The organism is Pseudoalteromonas sp. MMG010 (assembly GCF_018100905.1).
In the GTDB taxonomy this organism is placed as follows: domain Bacteria; phylum Pseudomonadota; class Gammaproteobacteria; order Enterobacterales; family Alteromonadaceae; genus Pseudoalteromonas.
Genome location: NZ_JAGJEG010000006.1, coordinates 161,565 through 177,029, shown reverse-complemented (window position 1 = coordinate 177,029; position 15,465 = coordinate 161,565). Strand labels below are relative to the sequence as shown.

The 15,465-nt window shown below is 37.4% G+C and carries 14 protein-coding genes; 9 read left to right on the top strand and 5 right to left on the bottom strand.

Annotated features, from left to right (window positions below; genetic code table 11):
- Positions 1-135: 135 nt before the first annotated feature.
- On the top strand, positions 136-1,473 hold the full coding sequence (locus J8L70_RS08640) for an ankyrin repeat domain-containing protein (RefSeq protein WP_211055140.1): 1,338 nt from the start codon (positions 136-138) through the stop codon (positions 1,471-1,473).
- 43 nt (positions 1,474-1,516) lie between these two features.
- Here J8L70_RS08640 and J8L70_RS08635 read toward each other — a convergent pair whose 3' ends face one another.
- The 5 genes from J8L70_RS08635 to J8L70_RS08615 are packed head-to-tail and all read right to left on the bottom strand — an operon-like array spanning position 1,517 to position 5,038.
- Positions 1,517-1,960: a DUF2069 domain-containing protein gene (locus J8L70_RS08635; RefSeq protein WP_211055139.1), complete on the bottom strand. Its 444-nt coding sequence runs from the start codon at positions 1,958-1,960 to the stop codon at positions 1,517-1,519.
- Positions 1,957-2,511 (bottom strand): NAD(P)H:quinone oxidoreductase, encoded by a 555-nt coding sequence (gene wrbA / locus J8L70_RS08630; protein WP_211055138.1) that lies wholly within the window; start codon positions 2,509-2,511, stop codon positions 1,957-1,959. The genes J8L70_RS08635 and wrbA overlap by 4 nt, the downstream gene beginning before the upstream one ends.
- The gene (arsC, locus tag J8L70_RS08625) at positions 2,511-2,858 is read right to left on the bottom strand and encodes an arsenate reductase (glutaredoxin) (protein ID WP_211055137.1); all 348 of its coding nucleotides are present in this window, start codon (positions 2,856-2,858) and stop codon (positions 2,511-2,513) included. Before arsC ends, wrbA begins: the two co-directional genes overlap by 1 nt.
- 55 nt (positions 2,859-2,913) lie before the next feature.
- Entirely contained in the window at positions 2,914-4,371 is a 1,458-nt protein-coding gene (locus J8L70_RS08620) for a M48 family metalloprotease (protein ID WP_211055136.1), read from the bottom strand.
- 1 nt (position 4,372) lies between these two features.
- The gene (locus J8L70_RS08615) at positions 4,373-5,038 is read right to left on the bottom strand and encodes a hypothetical protein (protein ID WP_211055135.1); all 666 of its coding nucleotides are present in this window, start codon (positions 5,036-5,038) and stop codon (positions 4,373-4,375) included.
- A 164-nt stretch (positions 5,039-5,202) separates the two neighbouring features.
- Between J8L70_RS08615 and J8L70_RS08610 the strand changes: the two genes are divergently transcribed.
- From J8L70_RS08610 to J8L70_RS08575, 8 genes are all read left to right on the top strand, one after another.
- Positions 5,203-5,421: a sulfurtransferase TusA family protein gene (locus tag J8L70_RS08610; RefSeq protein ID WP_211055134.1), complete on the top strand. Its 219-nt coding sequence runs from the start codon at positions 5,203-5,205 to the stop codon at positions 5,419-5,421.
- Positions 5,414-6,478: an AI-2E family transporter gene (locus tag J8L70_RS08605; protein ID WP_211055133.1), complete on the top strand. Its 1,065-nt coding sequence runs from the start codon at positions 5,414-5,416 to the stop codon at positions 6,476-6,478. The genes J8L70_RS08610 and J8L70_RS08605 overlap by 8 nt, the downstream gene beginning before the upstream one ends.
- Positions 6,479-6,602: 124 nt before the next feature.
- Positions 6,603-8,858 (top strand): aminotransferase class V-fold PLP-dependent enzyme, encoded by a 2,256-nt coding sequence (locus J8L70_RS08600; RefSeq protein WP_211055132.1) that lies wholly within the window; start codon positions 6,603-6,605, stop codon positions 8,856-8,858.
- 331 nt (positions 8,859-9,189) lie between these two features.
- Positions 9,190-10,833, top strand: a complete 1,644-nt coding sequence (gene pgi / locus J8L70_RS08595) for a glucose-6-phosphate isomerase (RefSeq protein ID WP_211055131.1) — start codon at positions 9,190-9,192, stop codon at positions 10,831-10,833.
- A 237-nt stretch (positions 10,834-11,070) separates the two neighbouring features.
- Positions 11,071-12,549: a glucose-6-phosphate dehydrogenase gene (gene zwf, locus J8L70_RS08590; RefSeq protein WP_211055130.1), complete on the top strand. Its 1,479-nt coding sequence runs from the start codon at positions 11,071-11,073 to the stop codon at positions 12,547-12,549.
- 3 nt (positions 12,550-12,552) lie between these two features.
- Positions 12,553-13,263 (top strand): 6-phosphogluconolactonase, encoded by a 711-nt coding sequence (gene pgl / locus J8L70_RS08585; RefSeq protein WP_211055129.1) that lies wholly within the window; start codon positions 12,553-12,555, stop codon positions 13,261-13,263.
- A gap of 293 nt (positions 13,264-13,556) precedes the next feature.
- The gene (locus tag J8L70_RS08580; protein ID WP_211055128.1) at positions 13,557-14,261 is read left to right on the top strand and encodes a SapC family protein; all 705 of its coding nucleotides are present in this window, start codon (positions 13,557-13,559) and stop codon (positions 14,259-14,261) included.
- Positions 14,262-14,383: 122 nt separating this feature from the next.
- Positions 14,384-15,415 carry an isoaspartyl peptidase/L-asparaginase gene (locus J8L70_RS08575; protein WP_211055127.1) on the top strand — a complete coding sequence of 344 codons (1,032 nt, stop codon included), beginning with the start codon at positions 14,384-14,386 and terminating at the stop codon, positions 15,413-15,415.
- Positions 15,416-15,465 lie beyond the last annotated feature (50 nt).

The following is a 15,465-nucleotide window of genomic DNA, read 5'->3' as shown; positions in this document are numbered from 1 at the left end:
ATATATATTCATAGACTTTGCGCTAGCGCGCCTATCAAGGTGTGGTAGAATATTATAAATAGATTAAGCGTGGTGTCAGTTAAGTTTTACTATACTTGTCATTCACTCAAACTACACTGGAGATGTGTTGTTTTAATGGAAAATGTACTGATATGGCCTAAGGAATATCCTCTACTCATTAAAGGCCTTGTTGAGCAAAATGGCGCGTTTATTTTAGATGCTTTAGAAGCATGGCCACAGTGTCGTTCAACAAATGAAGATGATGGCGTTTGTACGACTGTATTACCTCCAATATATTATTTAGTTTGGCTATTACCGCTTGAGCCATTTGAAGAATGTTATTTTCAACACATAAGTGAATTTGACGAACAAGCTCATCAATATATAAGTGCAGCAAAAGCCCATTATCTTGAAAACGATTATTCTAGCGAAAGTCTGTCGTTATTGTTATGCCAGCGTTTAGAAAATTACGCCACGGTGGCTGCACAAAGTCAGGTTTCAACCGAGTTATCACTACTTAGTTTATTGTTTGATAAACGTTATTTTACACTGATTGAACATGCTTTGTCTTACGGCGCTAAAGCCTCATCATATGATATTCTAGCATTATGGAAAGAAGTCGACTTTAGAGAGCGTTTAAGTAGCTTTATACCTGATTCTGTCGATAATATTTCACACTTAGCTGAATTAGCCAGCGCGAAAGTGGCGAATGGGAAAGACTATTTTACATTATTAAAACAAGTGTCTCCTGATGTAGACTCTTTGGTTTTATTAGAACAAGCATTACTCGCCCACCTAAGTAGTGATAATGCTAAACAAACCATGGCCACTCGTTTTATTGAACAAGGCGCTAGCGCAACATTAGCCAATGCCGAGAATAAAACAGCCTTTATGTATGCCTGTGAAAAGGGCTATGTAAAAGTGGTCGAAACATTATTAGCACAACAAGATATTAATGCTGTTGATAGCATAGGCAATAGCGCGCTTCATTATGCTGTGCTTTCTAAAAATGAATCATTAATGGTGTTGTTATTAAAAGCAGGTTACGATTTTAGATTGCGTAATAATGAAGGCTTAAGTTGTTATCGTTTAGCCGTTCATATAAAAGCGATGAATTTAGTTAAGTGCCTAGAGCGTGACTTTGGTATTAAAGAGTTATCGCCTCAAGGGCAGTATTTACGCATTAAAAAAGTCCATATTTTACATGCACTTGTTGCCATACTATTACCGCTCCAATTATTTTTCTTTTTTGAACAAGATTTAGCCATTAAAAGTGAGCTGACGTTAGGTTTAACGATGTTTACTGCGGTATGTTTTTTCTTTGCTACTAGCTTAAAACGTTGCTCTTTATACCCGCATATTAAACACCCTTGGGGTTTGTTTTTATTAAGAACAGTATCGTTAATTAGTTTAATTGCGCAATTAGGACTTGCTGTTATCGTGGCTTTAGCGGCGTTGAGTGAGTTGGTATAAATGCTTTAAGTAAAAGGCGTTGTATAACGCCTTTTACTACTTTTTACTTTTTATGGTATTCGTGAGCCGCTTTTTCTTGGGCTAATTCTTCTTTTAACTTCCCTATTTTTAACCCTAACTCTTGTCCTCGATGTCTAGCGTAATAGGTACACCCAATAAACATTGAACTGGCAAAAAGTAACTCAAGTAAAACAAAAATCAGTTCATCTTGTGCAACCCATAATAATGTAAAGCCATGAATAAAGTAAATCATCACGATAAAGTTAGCCCATGCGTAGGTGTAAGGTTTATCTTGAATAATGCCTTTTAAAGGCAGTAGCAATGGCAAAATATAAAGTGCAAAAATAAAACCGATACTGTGTCCATCTCGTGGAAAGAAAACAAACATCCATAGTGGCATTAAAGTTAATAGACCGATATATCCAAACAGTGCTGTTCGTTGAAATCTTTTGGTGATGGTTTTTTTAGCAGTAACAGCGCTACTCATTTTAGTTTTCTCGCAATGTGGGTTAAGCGTTTACCAACAGCGTGACATATTGCCACTTCTTCTTTGGTTAATGTGTTTGTATTATCTGTACCAGCTACATGCGTAGCTCCATATGGCGTTCCCCCAGACTGTGTGCTTAATAATTCAGGCACATCGTAAGGGACACCTAATAGCATCATACCATGATGTAAAAGTGGTAAAGACAAGTTTAATAAGGTGGCCTCGTTACCGCCATGCATACTACTTGATGATGAAAATACACAGGCTGGCTTATCAATCAATTGTCCCTTTAACCATAACTCGCTAGTCGTTTCCCAAAATGCTTTTGCTTGTGATGCCATCATGCCAAATCGAGTCGGAGTACCAAATGCAAGTGCATCGCACTGTACTAACTCTTCTTTATTTATCACAATGTCGTGCGGATTTTTAGCAACAAAAGTACGAAGTAATGCGGTGTCTCCTTGCATTTCAATCGCTTCAGCAATTTCATGAGCCATAGCATCAACTGAGCCATGGCTTGAGTGATAAAGAACCACTATATTTACTGTCATTATAATATACTTAATACATTCTCAGGTGGTCGACCCAGTGCGGCTTTGTTATTACACACAACAATAGGGCGCTCAATAAGCTTTGGATATTGTGCCATCGCGTTAATTAATGCTTCTTGTTGTGTTTGCTCGTTTAAATTTAATGATTTGTATATCTCTTCTTTTGTACGCATTAATGCTCTAGCATCGGCAAAATCGAGTTGCGAGAGTAATGTCGTAATTTGTTGAGCACTTAATGGTGTTTTTAAATACTCGACAATTGTGAACGATACCTCTTTATCTTTTAATAAAGCGAGGGTTTCGCGTGATTTAGAACAGCGAGGATTGTGGTAGATAGTCACTGACATATATATATTCCATAAATACTAATAGAACGCTATTTTAGGCTAAGCGCTTGCAGACTTAAAGTCTTGCAAGCTCTTTTTGTAAGCGACGATATTGTGTAAGCAGCGCTTTTAAACGTTGTTGTTTAATGAGCTCTGTTGGTTTTACAAAGTTTAATGCTTTTTGAATTTCATCAGAGGCTTTGATATAAGCGCCATATTGTGCCAAAACAGCGGCACTTGCTTCATGGTAATCGACAAGCTTTTCTTGATCTTTATAATTATCTCTTAATAATTGTTTTGCTAAACTATGCTCTGGCTTTTCTAGTAGAAATGTTTTTAAAATCTGTTCTGCTAGATGATTTTTTTTAGCGTGCATTGCTGCATTAGCGTAGTTAAGTGCAATTACTTGATTGTTAGGGCGGAATTTGTTTTTCTCTGCTAAGAAATTGACAGCTTCATCCGCCTTGTCTTGACCAATAAGTAAATCTGTATATGTATCTATATAAAATAAGTTATTTGGATCATTTTTTAACAACGCATCAAGAATACTCTGTGCTTTATCATATTTTTCTTGATCTAAGTACGCGATCCCTAATCCATATTTCAGTGCTTCTTTATCAAAACTATGCTCTTTGAGTAATTTTTCAAAAAGTGTTTGAGCTTGTTTGGGCTCTTGCGCGTAGCGAGCTAACACTCTGCTTTTTGCTAAATTAAACGCAAGGCTTTCGGGAATTTGACGTTTTGGGTATTGTTCTGCACGCAAACGCACATCCGACACACGACTTTCTGGTAACGGGTGGGTTAATAAAAAGGCAGGAGGATTGTACTTATAACGAATTTGTGCCGCTAACTTAGTTAAAAAATCACTCGATGAGCGAGGGTCAAAACCTGCATTGTTTAACGTTTGCATACCAATGCGGTCTGCTTCTTGCTCTGCCGAGCGAGAGTGAGTTAATTGGCTAAAAGCAGCTTGAGTTTGGTTTGCCGAAATAATTGCGATACCCGCATCAGGTGCTACTACTGTGGCTAATATCCCTGCAATTAAGCCCGCAATTGTTAACGCATTATTATCTTGCTGTTGTTGAATGCGTCTAGCTAAGTGACGTTGAGTGACGTGCGCAATTTCGTGCCCTAACACAGAAGCAAATTGACTTTCGTTATCGGCTTGGGCTATTAAGCCTGTATGCACGCCAACATGTCCACCATAAAATGCAAAGGCATTAATGTCATTGTTGTTTAACCAAAAGAATTTAAATGGAAAACGAACATCATTTGCATTTGCGACTAATTTTCGGCCAAGTGTTGTTAAATACTCATCAAGCACAGGATCGTTAATTAAAGGTGATGCACCGCGTATTTGCATCATCATAACTTCACCTATAGCTTGCTCTTTTTCCAGAGGAAGTGCTTGTAAAGCCGAGGTGCCTAAATCGGGGAGTGTAAAATTAGTCTGGGCTTTTAAAGGCTCACTGATTAATAACGTAAATGTGAGTAGTGCCGTGCATAAAGTGATAAATGCTAGTTTAATCTGCATTTTATTCCTTGCTAATGTTTTCACCAAGCGCAATTCTTGCAATATCAATTTCATCGCTGCAAGCTTGGCTATGTTTTTCTTGTAGTTGATAAAGTTCTTTTACTGAGACACCTGAAACCTCAACTATGTTCAATTCTTGCTTTAAAAAATTAATAATTTTATGAACGACTTTATGACAATGCAGAATAAGGGCTTTATCCGCTTTATCTCCACGCTCAAAATAAAAATTAATAAAAGTATGAAATTGATTTATTCGAATTAAATGTTTCATCGTTAATGGATCCCACACTCGGTATTCCATAAACCTATTATCTTTGATGTATTGATCTATCGTTACATCCTTAGCAAAAGGCTGGGCCCATAACTCAAACCCTCGCTCTGTTACGACTTGATATAATGCTATACGAGGTTTGTTTTGACAGTGGATTTCACCACTGACATCGATATGACCATCGAGTGCATCTAAATTCCAATTACGTTTATCTAATAAACGTTTCACTGCAGTATCAAAGCCGTGCTCTAAAATACCTTCGGTTTCACCTATTGATGAGGCGACTAGATGATAAAATGGAGGTAACTCTCCCCAGTTAATTTGCTTTTTATACCAGTTAATCTCTTTCAGCGTTGGATTACTAGGAAGTTGCGCTTTATTGTGTGTACCAGACATTAACTTATCCCTGCTTGTCATTTTTATTTTGTAAGAATAAACCATTGTGTTGAGTGTTTTAAGAAAAACTTATCGGTTTGTTAATTAAATTTAAGACTTTATTCAGATTTTAAGTTTATACTGCAAATAGTTAGTTAATAAATATGTTTTTATTGGTAATCACAATGTTGACGCTTGATTTAAGGCATTATCAATGCCCTCAGCAATTTGTTCAATTTAAATTAGGTTTAAAAAAAAGTCATTTTGAACAATCTAAAATTAAATTTCTTATAGATTTAGAACAACCTATTACAGATATAGAGCTTTTTTTAAAAAAAAATAATTACCGTTATCAATTTGATAAACAATCTTCGTTGTTAATAGTGGAGCCATTAGGTGTTTGATTATGTAAAAACGTGGTACGAAAGTAAATTTTCAGATCCGCATTCAGTGACATTATTATTTTTGTTAATTACTTTAGTTGCGTTGCTATACTTTTTTGGCGCCTTAATTGTACCTGTACTTGTTGCGATTATTATTGCTTATTTGCTCGACTGGCCGGTGTTACATCTTGAAAAACTAGGTCTAAAGCGCTTTAGTGCAACAGCCATTGTTATGCTTATATTTATCAGCGTGATGCTCATGCTTATTTTAGTGATAGGCCCTGTTCTTTGGCAGCAAACCAGTAATTTAGTTCATGAAATGCCTCATATGATCGAGCGCGGTAAATCATTTTTACTAGCACTACCTGCACAATACCCAAGTTTAATCACCAGTGAGCAAGTGCAAAGTGTTGTGGCCAGTGTTGAAACTAAAGTGATCGACTTTGGTCAAGTGCTATTGTCTGTTTCATTAACTTCACTAAAAGATGTTGTAGCCTGGCTTATTTATCTGATTTTAGTTCCGTTATTAGTGTTTTTTATGCTCAAAGATAAACTTGAATTGACGCAAAGCTTAGAAAGGTTAATACCAAAGCAGCGGCGCTTAATTTTGCAAGTATGGCATGAGATGAACCAACAAATTATGAACTATATCAGAGGGAAAGTGTTTGAGATTTTAATTATAGGGTCTGCCAGCTTCATTGCGTTTACAGTGTTAGATTTACGCTATGCTGCATTGTTAGGGTTCTCGGTCGGGTTCTCTGTATTAATCCCATTTATTGGTGCCGCCCTTGTTACTTTTCCGGTTGCCGCAGTGGCATTATTTCAATTTGGTCTTGAAACACAGTTTTGGACTGTTTTGATTATTTACGGCATCATTCAAGCACTTGATGGCAATGTGTTAGTGCCTTTACTGTTTTCTGAAGCGGTTGATTTAAATCCTGTATTTATTATTGTCGCAGTATTATTTTTTGGTGGCTTATGGGGGTTTTGGGGAGTATTTTTCGCTATACCTTTAGCCTCTTTAGTAAAAGCTTTAATTAATGCTTGGTCAACAAGCCACACACAAATAGATCATTGAGGCGTTTATAGTATAAAAAAGCATACTAAATGCACTTATTTAACTAATTGATTATTATATTTTACTTCCATTAATTTGTATTATGGCTATAAGATATAATTTTAAGTAATAAGGTGCGTTTTTAATGTCTGATTTTTTATTGCAAGGTAGTCAAAATAATCAAGTCTACCTTGATGCAAATGCCACCACCCCGGTTTTACCTTGTATAGCTGATGTTGTTTCACATACCATGCAAATTTGTTTCGGTAACCCATCAAGTCCTCATATTACGGGTATACAAGCAAAACATTTATTAGAACAAACAAGACAAAAAGCGTGCACTGTAATTGGTGCGGATACAGGGGATATTTTATTTACCTCGGGTGCAACTGAAGGCATTCAAACCGCGATTGTATCAACTTTGCTTAGCGTAAAAAATCATCAGTTAACTGAGCCTGTTTTAATGTATGGCGCCACAGAGCACAAAGCAGTACCTAATACATTAGCACATTGGAATAAAGTACTTGGTATTAACGCAACTCTACTTCCTATCCCCGTTAATAATAAAGGTATTTTAGATTTAGCCTTTATTGAGCGTCATGTAAAAAATGCTTTAATGATTTGCACAATGGCTGTGAATAATGAAACGGGTGTGATCCAGGACTTAAACGCGATTGAAACTGCAATTAGAACACATAATAGCGATGTTTCTTGGATGGTTGATTGTGTTCAGGCTTTAGGTAAATCGGCACTCGCTTTGAGTAATACTTCAATCGATTACGCTCCTTTTTCAGGCCATAAACTCTATGCACCTAAAGGTATTGGCTTATTGTATATAAGGCAAGGGAGTGCATACACGCCTTTTATTACCGGTGGTGGACAGGAAGGGGGAATGCGTGCAGGTACAGAGAATCTGCCCGGTATTGCTGGGTTGAATAAATTATTTAGTTTATTACTTGATAAATCTAATGGCACATTTAAAAGCCCTGATATTCTCGCTGATTATAGAAAGCAACTGCATCTGGCTATTAGCGATACATTTGGTGACATTACCTATAATCATGACTTTGATTGTAGTGTGGCAACGACCCTTAATTTTACAGTGAACGATTTAACCAGCAAAGAAGTGATTGATTTATTTGACGCTGCGGGTATTCGTGTCAGTGGAGGATCTGCTTGTAGTACCGGCGCGACGCGTAGTTATGTGTTAGATGCTATGGGGGTTAGCAACTGGCAAAGCGAAAATGCGATTAGACTTTCTTTTGGTCCTGCTGCTACGGCACAGGAGATAGCGCAAGCATGTGCAAGTATTCGTGCTTTAAAGCCTATATTACAAGCTAATTGTTTAGTGGTATCAGATAGTGCGACCCCACACCAAGAAGTCTGTGCAATTGGGTTAACACAATATAGACACCAAGGGGCCTGTAGTTGGTTGTATGTGAGCGAGGATAAACATGCCGTTATTATCGACCCTATTATTGAACTACTCCCACGTTTTGAGAAAATCATTAATACCCAAAACTTAATATTAATGGCTATTTTAGATACACATAAACACCAAGAGCGCGCTTCTGGGTGCCAACTATTTAGTGACTTATTTGGCTTAACTGATAATCAAGAGCAGGATGATAAATTGGGGTGGCCTGATGCAATGTCGAAAATACAAATAGGCAGTAAAACATTAATAAAACACGCGACCCCTGGGCATAGCGAAGACAGTGTCAGTTATTTATTACAAACAGCGGATGGCAAAATTGAATACTGCTTTTGTGGTGACTTAATTTTACCAGCAGGCCTTGGCAACACGTTGCTGTTAGGTGGCGATGCCTATGCAATGGCTGACTCGTTAATAACACTTGATAAAGTTATTAATAACGACACCTTAATTTGTTCTGGACACGATTATCAACAATGCTTTGCAATGACTTGGCAAGTACAGAAACAGCAAACGCCCTTATTAGAAAAGCTATTAACGGGGGGAATTACACGTGATCAATTTTCTCTTGAAAAGCATGCATTTGATCAGCAAAAACAACAGTTAAGCACTGAGCTTTGTGGGTATATTGAAGGGCAACCTGATAAAAATACACAGCAAATTGATGTTGATTTAGCAATTGAAATGTTACAACAAGCGAATACGTATTTAATTGATACGCGTGAATCATATGAACATGGGGCTACTGATATTACTCAGTTATTTGCAATTAATGCGGATAAGATTTTTAATATTCCTTTAAGTAGAATGGCGAATGCATTAACGCAACGTACTTTGCACAAAGGTAATCGTTATATCGTACTTTGTCGCAGCGGTAATCGTTCTGTACAAGCGGCTGTTAATTTAGCCCATTTAGGTTATGAAAATGTATATAACATTACTGGAGGCTTAGCGCTTTGCCATTAAGGTTTTGGTTTTTAATTAATTTAGTCATTGGCAATAATGGCTAAATTAATTATATATATAAACCTATTATCTCTATATTAATGCCTCTGAGTGTTAATTGCGTTTATTTCTAGGGTTTATTTCGCGCTTTTTTATTAATAAATTTTTTATGATACCGGTGTCAAAAGCGTTATTTTGGGGTATCATCTATCCTATAAATTATAAAAGTGGCATTTTAAAACGCTCATTAGTTATACTAAAGTAACGTTTTAACCCGTTTTATTTTTCTATTAAAGTGCTTATTTTATAACATGATTACCAAATCAATCAGTTGATTTTCAGGGGATGCTCCATGACAAACCGTTCGCAATTAGCAAGTTGGCAAGCGCTAGAGAAAAGTGCTTCTAGTGTAAAAAACACACATCTTAAAACATTATTTTCTGAAGATAACACGCGATTTTCTCAGTTTTCTCAACAGATTCCGGGTGTGTTATTTGATTACTCTAAACAGCTTGTGACTAAAGATATCTTTAGTCAACTGATATCACTAGCAAAAGAGTGTGATATTGCCAGCTGGCGTAATAAGATGTTCAGCGGTGAAAAAATTAATATCACCGAGGACCGTGCTGTACTTCATACTGCTTTACGTAACCGTGCGCATACCCCACTAATTGTTGATGGCGAAAACATCACGACAGCCGTTGATGCTGAACTTGCAAAAATAAAAGCATTTGTAGCGAAAGTACGCTCTGGCCAATGGCAAGGTTATACAAATAAAGCGGTTAAAGATGTTGTTAGTATTGGTGTGGGTGGTTCTAATTTAGGGCCGCAAATGGCTACTGAAGCACTAAAAGCATTCGCTGATGATACTTTAAACGTACATTATGTTTCTAATGCCGATGGGGTGCAAGTAGCATCGGTACTTAAAAACCTTGATCCAGAAACAACCCTTTTTGTTATTTCATCGAAAACGTTTACCACCTCAGAAACAATGACCAATGCTAAAACAGCCGTTGCATGGTTTTTAGATTCTGCAAAAGATGAATCTGCAATAGCAAAGCATTTTGTTGCAGTGAGCACTAATTTAGAAAAAACCGCCGCGTTTGGTATTAGTGATGACAATGTATTTACGATGTGGGATTGGGTCGGTGGTCGTTTTTCATTATGGAGTGCTATTGGCTTACCGATTGCGTTGTATTTAGGTTATGAGACCTTTGAAGCAATTTTAGAAGGTGCATTCGAAATAGATGAGCATTTTAAATCGGCACCATTAGAAGAAAACATACCATTAATAATGGCATTGCTCAGTGTTTGGAATACGAGCTTTTTAGGCTACACGGCGCAAGCTATTTTGCCTTATGATCAAGCACTGCATATGTTGCCTGCTTATTTACAACAAGGTGAAATGGAAAGTAACGGTAAACACGTTAATTTTGCGGGTGAAACCGTGCCTTATACAACGGTACCTATTATTTGGGGTATGACAGGTATAAACGGACAACATGCTTTTTATCAATGTTTACACCAAGGTAATGTGATTGTTCCGGCTGATTTTATTGCCTCAGTTAAACCTCAAGTGGCGGTTGATAAACATCACGATATTTTATTATCTAACTTCTTTGCTCAAACACAAGCAATGATGGCTGGTGTAGATGCGCAGCAAATTACCGCTGACTTAAAAGCGAAAGGCAAAGAGCAAAGTGAGATTGATGCTTTATTAAAACATAAAATTCACCAAGGAAATCGTCCAACAACGTCATTTTTGCTTGATACAGTTGATGCAAAAACGGTTGGTCGCCTTATCGCGTTATACGAACATAAGATATTTTGCCAAGGCATTATTTTAGATATTTGTTCGTTTGATCAATGGGGTGTAGAGTTAGGCAAAGGGCTGGCTTCTAAAATCGAAGCAGAACTTGTTGATGAAACAGTAACAAATAGTCATGATAGCTCAACGGCAGGTTTGATTGCGTTTTACAAAAGCCAACGTGCTTAGTACAGAATTTGCCTTATACAATTTATAAGGCACACCATATACCTTTGAACGGGTAGCGCTGGAGTGCTTAGGACCTATATTTTTGTGAGAGGGAATATAGAGCTCCTAAGACTCATTTAAAAGTGTGATATTACAAACTAAATACAATTCCATCGGCTGTGTTTTTAGCCAGTCTAAAAAAGTGCAAATTAACATAGTAAGCAGTTAACTGACTTATTACAAACGTAGAGAGAAACAATGCTTAATCCTTTTGATATTATAATTTTTGGCGGCGGTGGTGACCTTGCGTTACGTAAATTACTGCCTGCAATGTACCGCGCATACCAAGAAGGTAATTTACCAGAAGGCTCACGGATATTGCCTACCGTTCGTGAGCAAAAACAATGTGACGATTATATTGAAACGGCTCATCAAGCGTTAAAAGAGTTTTTAAGTAAAGGTGAGTTTAATACAAAAGATTGGAAGGCGTTTTCTTCTTTCTTGTTACCCGTAGTAACAAATGTAACCGAAGCTGATGATAATTGGGATGTGCTTAAAGGTATTTTAAATGAACACGAAGATAATAAATCACGTGTTTTTTACTTGTCATTACCTCCTGCGGTTTATGGTAAATGCTGTGAAATTTTATCTATTAAAGGCCTTATTACCGACACGTCGCGTGTGGTTGTAGAGAAACCAATTGGTTATTGTGGCGAGTCTGCTGAGGTTATTAACGCAAAAATAGCGCAATTTTTTAAAGAAGAACAAATTTTCCGTATTGACCATTACTTAGGTAAAGAAACGGTACAGAACTTAATGGCATTACGTTTTTCAAATTCATTATTTGAAAATATGTGGGATGCTAAATCGATTGATAATATCCAAATTAGCTTATCAGAAACCGTTGGCTTAGAAAGTCGTGCTGGATTCTATGACAAAGCGGGTGCTTTGCGTGATATGGTTCAAAATCACTTATTGCAATTACTTTGTTTAGTCGCAATGGAGTCACCTCACAAATTAGATGCCAATAGCATTCGTACTGAAAAACTAAAAGTCCTTGAGTCTTTGCGTCCATTACTAAATGAGCAAGTAGACGATAATATTGTTCGTGGTCAATATGTACCCGGTGATTTAAACGGAAAAATAGTACCAGGATATTTAGAAGAGCTTAAAGAAGGTTCTAGCAAAACAGAGACATTTGTCGCAATTAGAGCACATATTGATAACTGGCGATGGGCTGGTGTTCCATTTTATCTTCGTACCGGTAAACGTATGGCTAAACGCTGTGCTGAAATCGTTGTCGAGTATAAAAAAGTCTCTCATAACGTTTATAACGATAACGTGGGTAATATTGAGCCAAATAGATTGGTGATACGTTTACAACCAGAAGAAACTATTCAGTTAACACTGATGTCGAAACGTTTAGATAACCTTGAGATGCAATTAGAGCCGGTAACAATGAACATTGAGTTATCGCAAGCATACAGTAATGGTTTTCACTCAGATGCTTATAAGCGTTTAATGCTTGATGCTGCAGCAAATAACCCCTCTTTATTTATTCATCGCGATGAAGTTCGTCAAGCATGGAAGTGGATCGATCCTATTATTCTTCGTTGGCAGGAAAAAGGAAAGCCCGCTTTATACCGTGCGGGTACTTGGGGTCCAGATGATTCCGATGAACTGCTAGCAGAAAATGAGCATGTTTGGTTTAACACCGGTGATAAGGATAAGAGCTAAGTCATGGCTACTATTGTTGAAAAGTTTTTTGAAAATAAAGCGCAGTTGACCGAGGAATTATCGTCAACATTAGCGCAGTCATTACGCAATGGCATTAGCCAAGATGGGCGTGCAGTGTTAATGGTCTCTGGGGGATCATCTCCAGCACCCGCTTATAAGCATTTATCAACGTTAGATTTAGACTGGCAACACATTGATGTTGCTATGGTTGATGAACGTTGGGTTGAACCAAACCATGAAAAAAGTAATGAAGCGTTTATTAAAAGTACGCTGTTACAAAATTATGGTGCGAAAGCTAACTTTATTACAATGAAAAATACGGCTGATACAGCATCAGCAGGGGCCGCTGAATGTGAGCGAGCTTATCAACAGCTTAAAACCTGCTCTGATGTCACTATTTTAGGAATGGGTCCTGATGGGCACACCGCATCGTTGTTCCCTAATGCGCAAGGGTTAGCGCATGGTTTAACAACAACAGACAGGGTTTGTGCTATCAATGCCATTCAAAGCGATGTAACCGGCAGTATTACCGAACGTATGACATTGACTTTAAATGCGATTGCTAATTCTAAAGTGGTTAAGTTATTAATCAGTGGAGAGGAAAAGCTCACTGTTTATAAACAAGCAAAAGCGGGGGGCGAAGTGAATGATATGCCATTACGTGCCGTATTAAATCATCCTACGATAAATATTGAAGTGTACTGGGCTCCTTAGTACATTTAGAGAAAATGTAAACTAATTAATTTAAAAGGTAGCTATTTGGCTATCTTTTTTTTTGCTTTTTTATATTTTAGAAAATGAGTTGTATGTAAAATGAGCGCGTAACGTGTTATTTTTATACGTATTTTCTGTAAATTAGCTGGTTGTTTTTTAGCAAGTGTCCGATTTTATTAATTTTTATTATTTCATGTCAGTTGTAACAAAACTTTCCCTTCCTTTTTGTCTGTAAAAGCATTAGCCTTAATACATAATATTTACAATGAAACCTATAAAAATGGAGCAGTAACATGGCGGAGCAACAAGTACAGCCTTTACATAACGAAAAACATGCCGATATTAAAATTAAAAATGGCATCAATGTAGAATTTATGAAAACTCAGCATTTAGTGCCTGTAGTTGCACATGAGTTTGCACGTATCGCAAATGAATTCCCTATGTCATTTGTTAAAAATAACGAAACAGGTAAATTCCAAGCGGTTGCTATGTTTGGACTTGAGCCAGGTGAAAACCTGTTTGTTGAAGATGGAAAATGGACTGCGGCATTTGCACCAATGGCCTCTACCCGTTACCCATTAGGTTTAGTTAAGCACCCTGAAGGCGATCAATACGGTATCGTAATTGACGAAGCAAGCCCGCTTGTAAACAAAGAAGAAGGCCAAGCACTATTTGAAAATGGTGAAGAAACAGCTTACTTACAACGCCGTAAAGAATCACTTGTATCATTTATTGAATACTCACATGTGACTGATGCATTTACACAGTTTTTAGCCGATAAAGACTTGTTAATCGCACAAACATTAACGGTTGATATTCAAGGCGAGAAGAAAGACATTAACGGTATTTATTTAATTGATGAGAAAAAATTAAATGAATTAAGCGATGACGTATTTTTAGAGCTTCGTAAGCGTGGCTATTTAGCACCGATTTATTCTTTCTTAACATCTACTCATCAAGTAGCGCGTTTAGCACGTATTAAATCTCAGCAAGCATAAATACGTTTGTTAAATAATTAAAGCGCCTTATGGCGCTTTTTTTGTGCCTATTATTTAGTGTACTTGCTATTCAATGCATTTTATAGCAGATTGAATTTTTGCTAATTGTATAAGAGAACCCAATGATAAAAATAAAAAATGTATTACTCAGTGCAGCATTAATTCTTACGAGCCCTCATTTAATAAGTAAAGAAGCTCCTATTGCTATTGCTATTCATGGTGGTGCAGGGACAATTGAACGCGAAAACTTTACCCCGATGCAAGAAAAAGCATACAAAGCAGTGCTTACAACAGCCGTTGAAAGTGGGTACCGTGTGTTAGATAAAGGGGGAGATAGCTTAGATGCTATTACTGCAGCAATACAAATACTAGAACAATCAACGTATTTTAATGCCGGTAAAGGGGCCGTTTATACTTACGAAGGAAAGCATGAGCTAGATGCGTCAATTATGGATGGGCGTAACCGACAAGCCGGTGCAGTCTCTGGAGTGAAACATATTGAAAGCCCGATTCAATTAGCTCGATTAGTCATGGAGAATTCAGTACATGTGATGCTAAGTGGTGATGGGGCAGAACAGTTTGCACAACAGCAAGGGATCCCTTTAGTAAATAACACTTTATTTGATACTCCAAGGCGCTATGAAGCTCTATTAAAAGCAAAGAAAAAATTAGATTCGGCAAAAGATGAGACGAAAAATTTTCAGGCCGCACATCGTGCTTTACCGACAAATTATAAAGTAGGGACAGTTGGCGCGGTTGCGCTTGATAAAAATGGTAATTTAGCTGCAGGCACCTCAACAGGTGGAATGACAGCTAAACGCTTTGGCCGTATTGGTGATGCCCCTGTTATTGGTGCTGGTACATTTGCAGAAAATGAATCGTGTGCTGTATCGGCAACGGGTCATGGTGAATACTTTATTCGTTATAATGTGGCAAGCGATATTTGTGCTCGTGTGAAGTATCAAAATAAGAGTATTGCTCAAGCCGGGGATGAGGTGATTAACCAAGTGCTAAAGCCTATTGGTGGCAGTGGAGGGGTAATCATTGTTGATGCCACTGGAAATATCGAAATGGTGTTTAATACCTCAGGTATGTACAGAGCAAGTAAATCAAATACACAAGCGACGCACGTTGGAATTTTTAAAACACAATAATGTGCACATCGTTAAAATCATTAAATAGGCGGGGCTAATCTATACGCAAT

Bases quoted from the DNA above. Each gene is read 5' to 3' on its own strand.
- J8L70_RS08640 (WP_211055140.1), top strand. From the start codon at position 136: ATGGAAAATGTACTGATATGGCCTAAGGAATATCCTCTACTCATTAAA.
- J8L70_RS08635 (WP_211055139.1), bottom strand. From the start codon at position 1,960: ATGAGTAGCGCTGTTACTGCTAAAAAAACCATCACCAAAAGATTTCAA.
- wrbA (WP_211055138.1), bottom strand. From the start codon at position 2,511: ATGACAGTAAATATAGTGGTTCTTTATCACTCAAGCCATGGCTCAGTT.
- arsC (WP_211055137.1), bottom strand. From the start codon at position 2,858: ATGTCAGTGACTATCTACCACAATCCTCGCTGTTCTAAATCACGCGAA.
- J8L70_RS08620 (WP_211055136.1), bottom strand. From the start codon at position 4,371: ATGCAGATTAAACTAGCATTTATCACTTTATGCACGGCACTACTCACA.
- J8L70_RS08615 (WP_211055135.1), bottom strand. From the start codon at position 5,038: ATGTCTGGTACACACAATAAAGCGCAACTTCCTAGTAATCCAACGCTG.
- J8L70_RS08610 (WP_211055134.1), top strand. From the start codon at position 5,203: ATGTTGACGCTTGATTTAAGGCATTATCAATGCCCTCAGCAATTTGTT.
- J8L70_RS08600 (WP_211055132.1), top strand. From the start codon at position 6,603: ATGTCTGATTTTTTATTGCAAGGTAGTCAAAATAATCAAGTCTACCTT.
- pgi (WP_211055131.1), top strand. From the start codon at position 9,190: ATGACAAACCGTTCGCAATTAGCAAGTTGGCAAGCGCTAGAGAAAAGT.
- zwf (WP_211055130.1), top strand. From the start codon at position 11,071: ATGCTTAATCCTTTTGATATTATAATTTTTGGCGGCGGTGGTGACCTT.
- pgl (WP_211055129.1), top strand. From the start codon at position 12,553: ATGGCTACTATTGTTGAAAAGTTTTTTGAAAATAAAGCGCAGTTGACC.
- J8L70_RS08580 (WP_211055128.1), top strand. From the start codon at position 13,557: ATGGCGGAGCAACAAGTACAGCCTTTACATAACGAAAAACATGCCGAT.
- J8L70_RS08575 (WP_211055127.1), top strand. From the start codon at position 14,384: ATGATAAAAATAAAAAATGTATTACTCAGTGCAGCATTAATTCTTACG.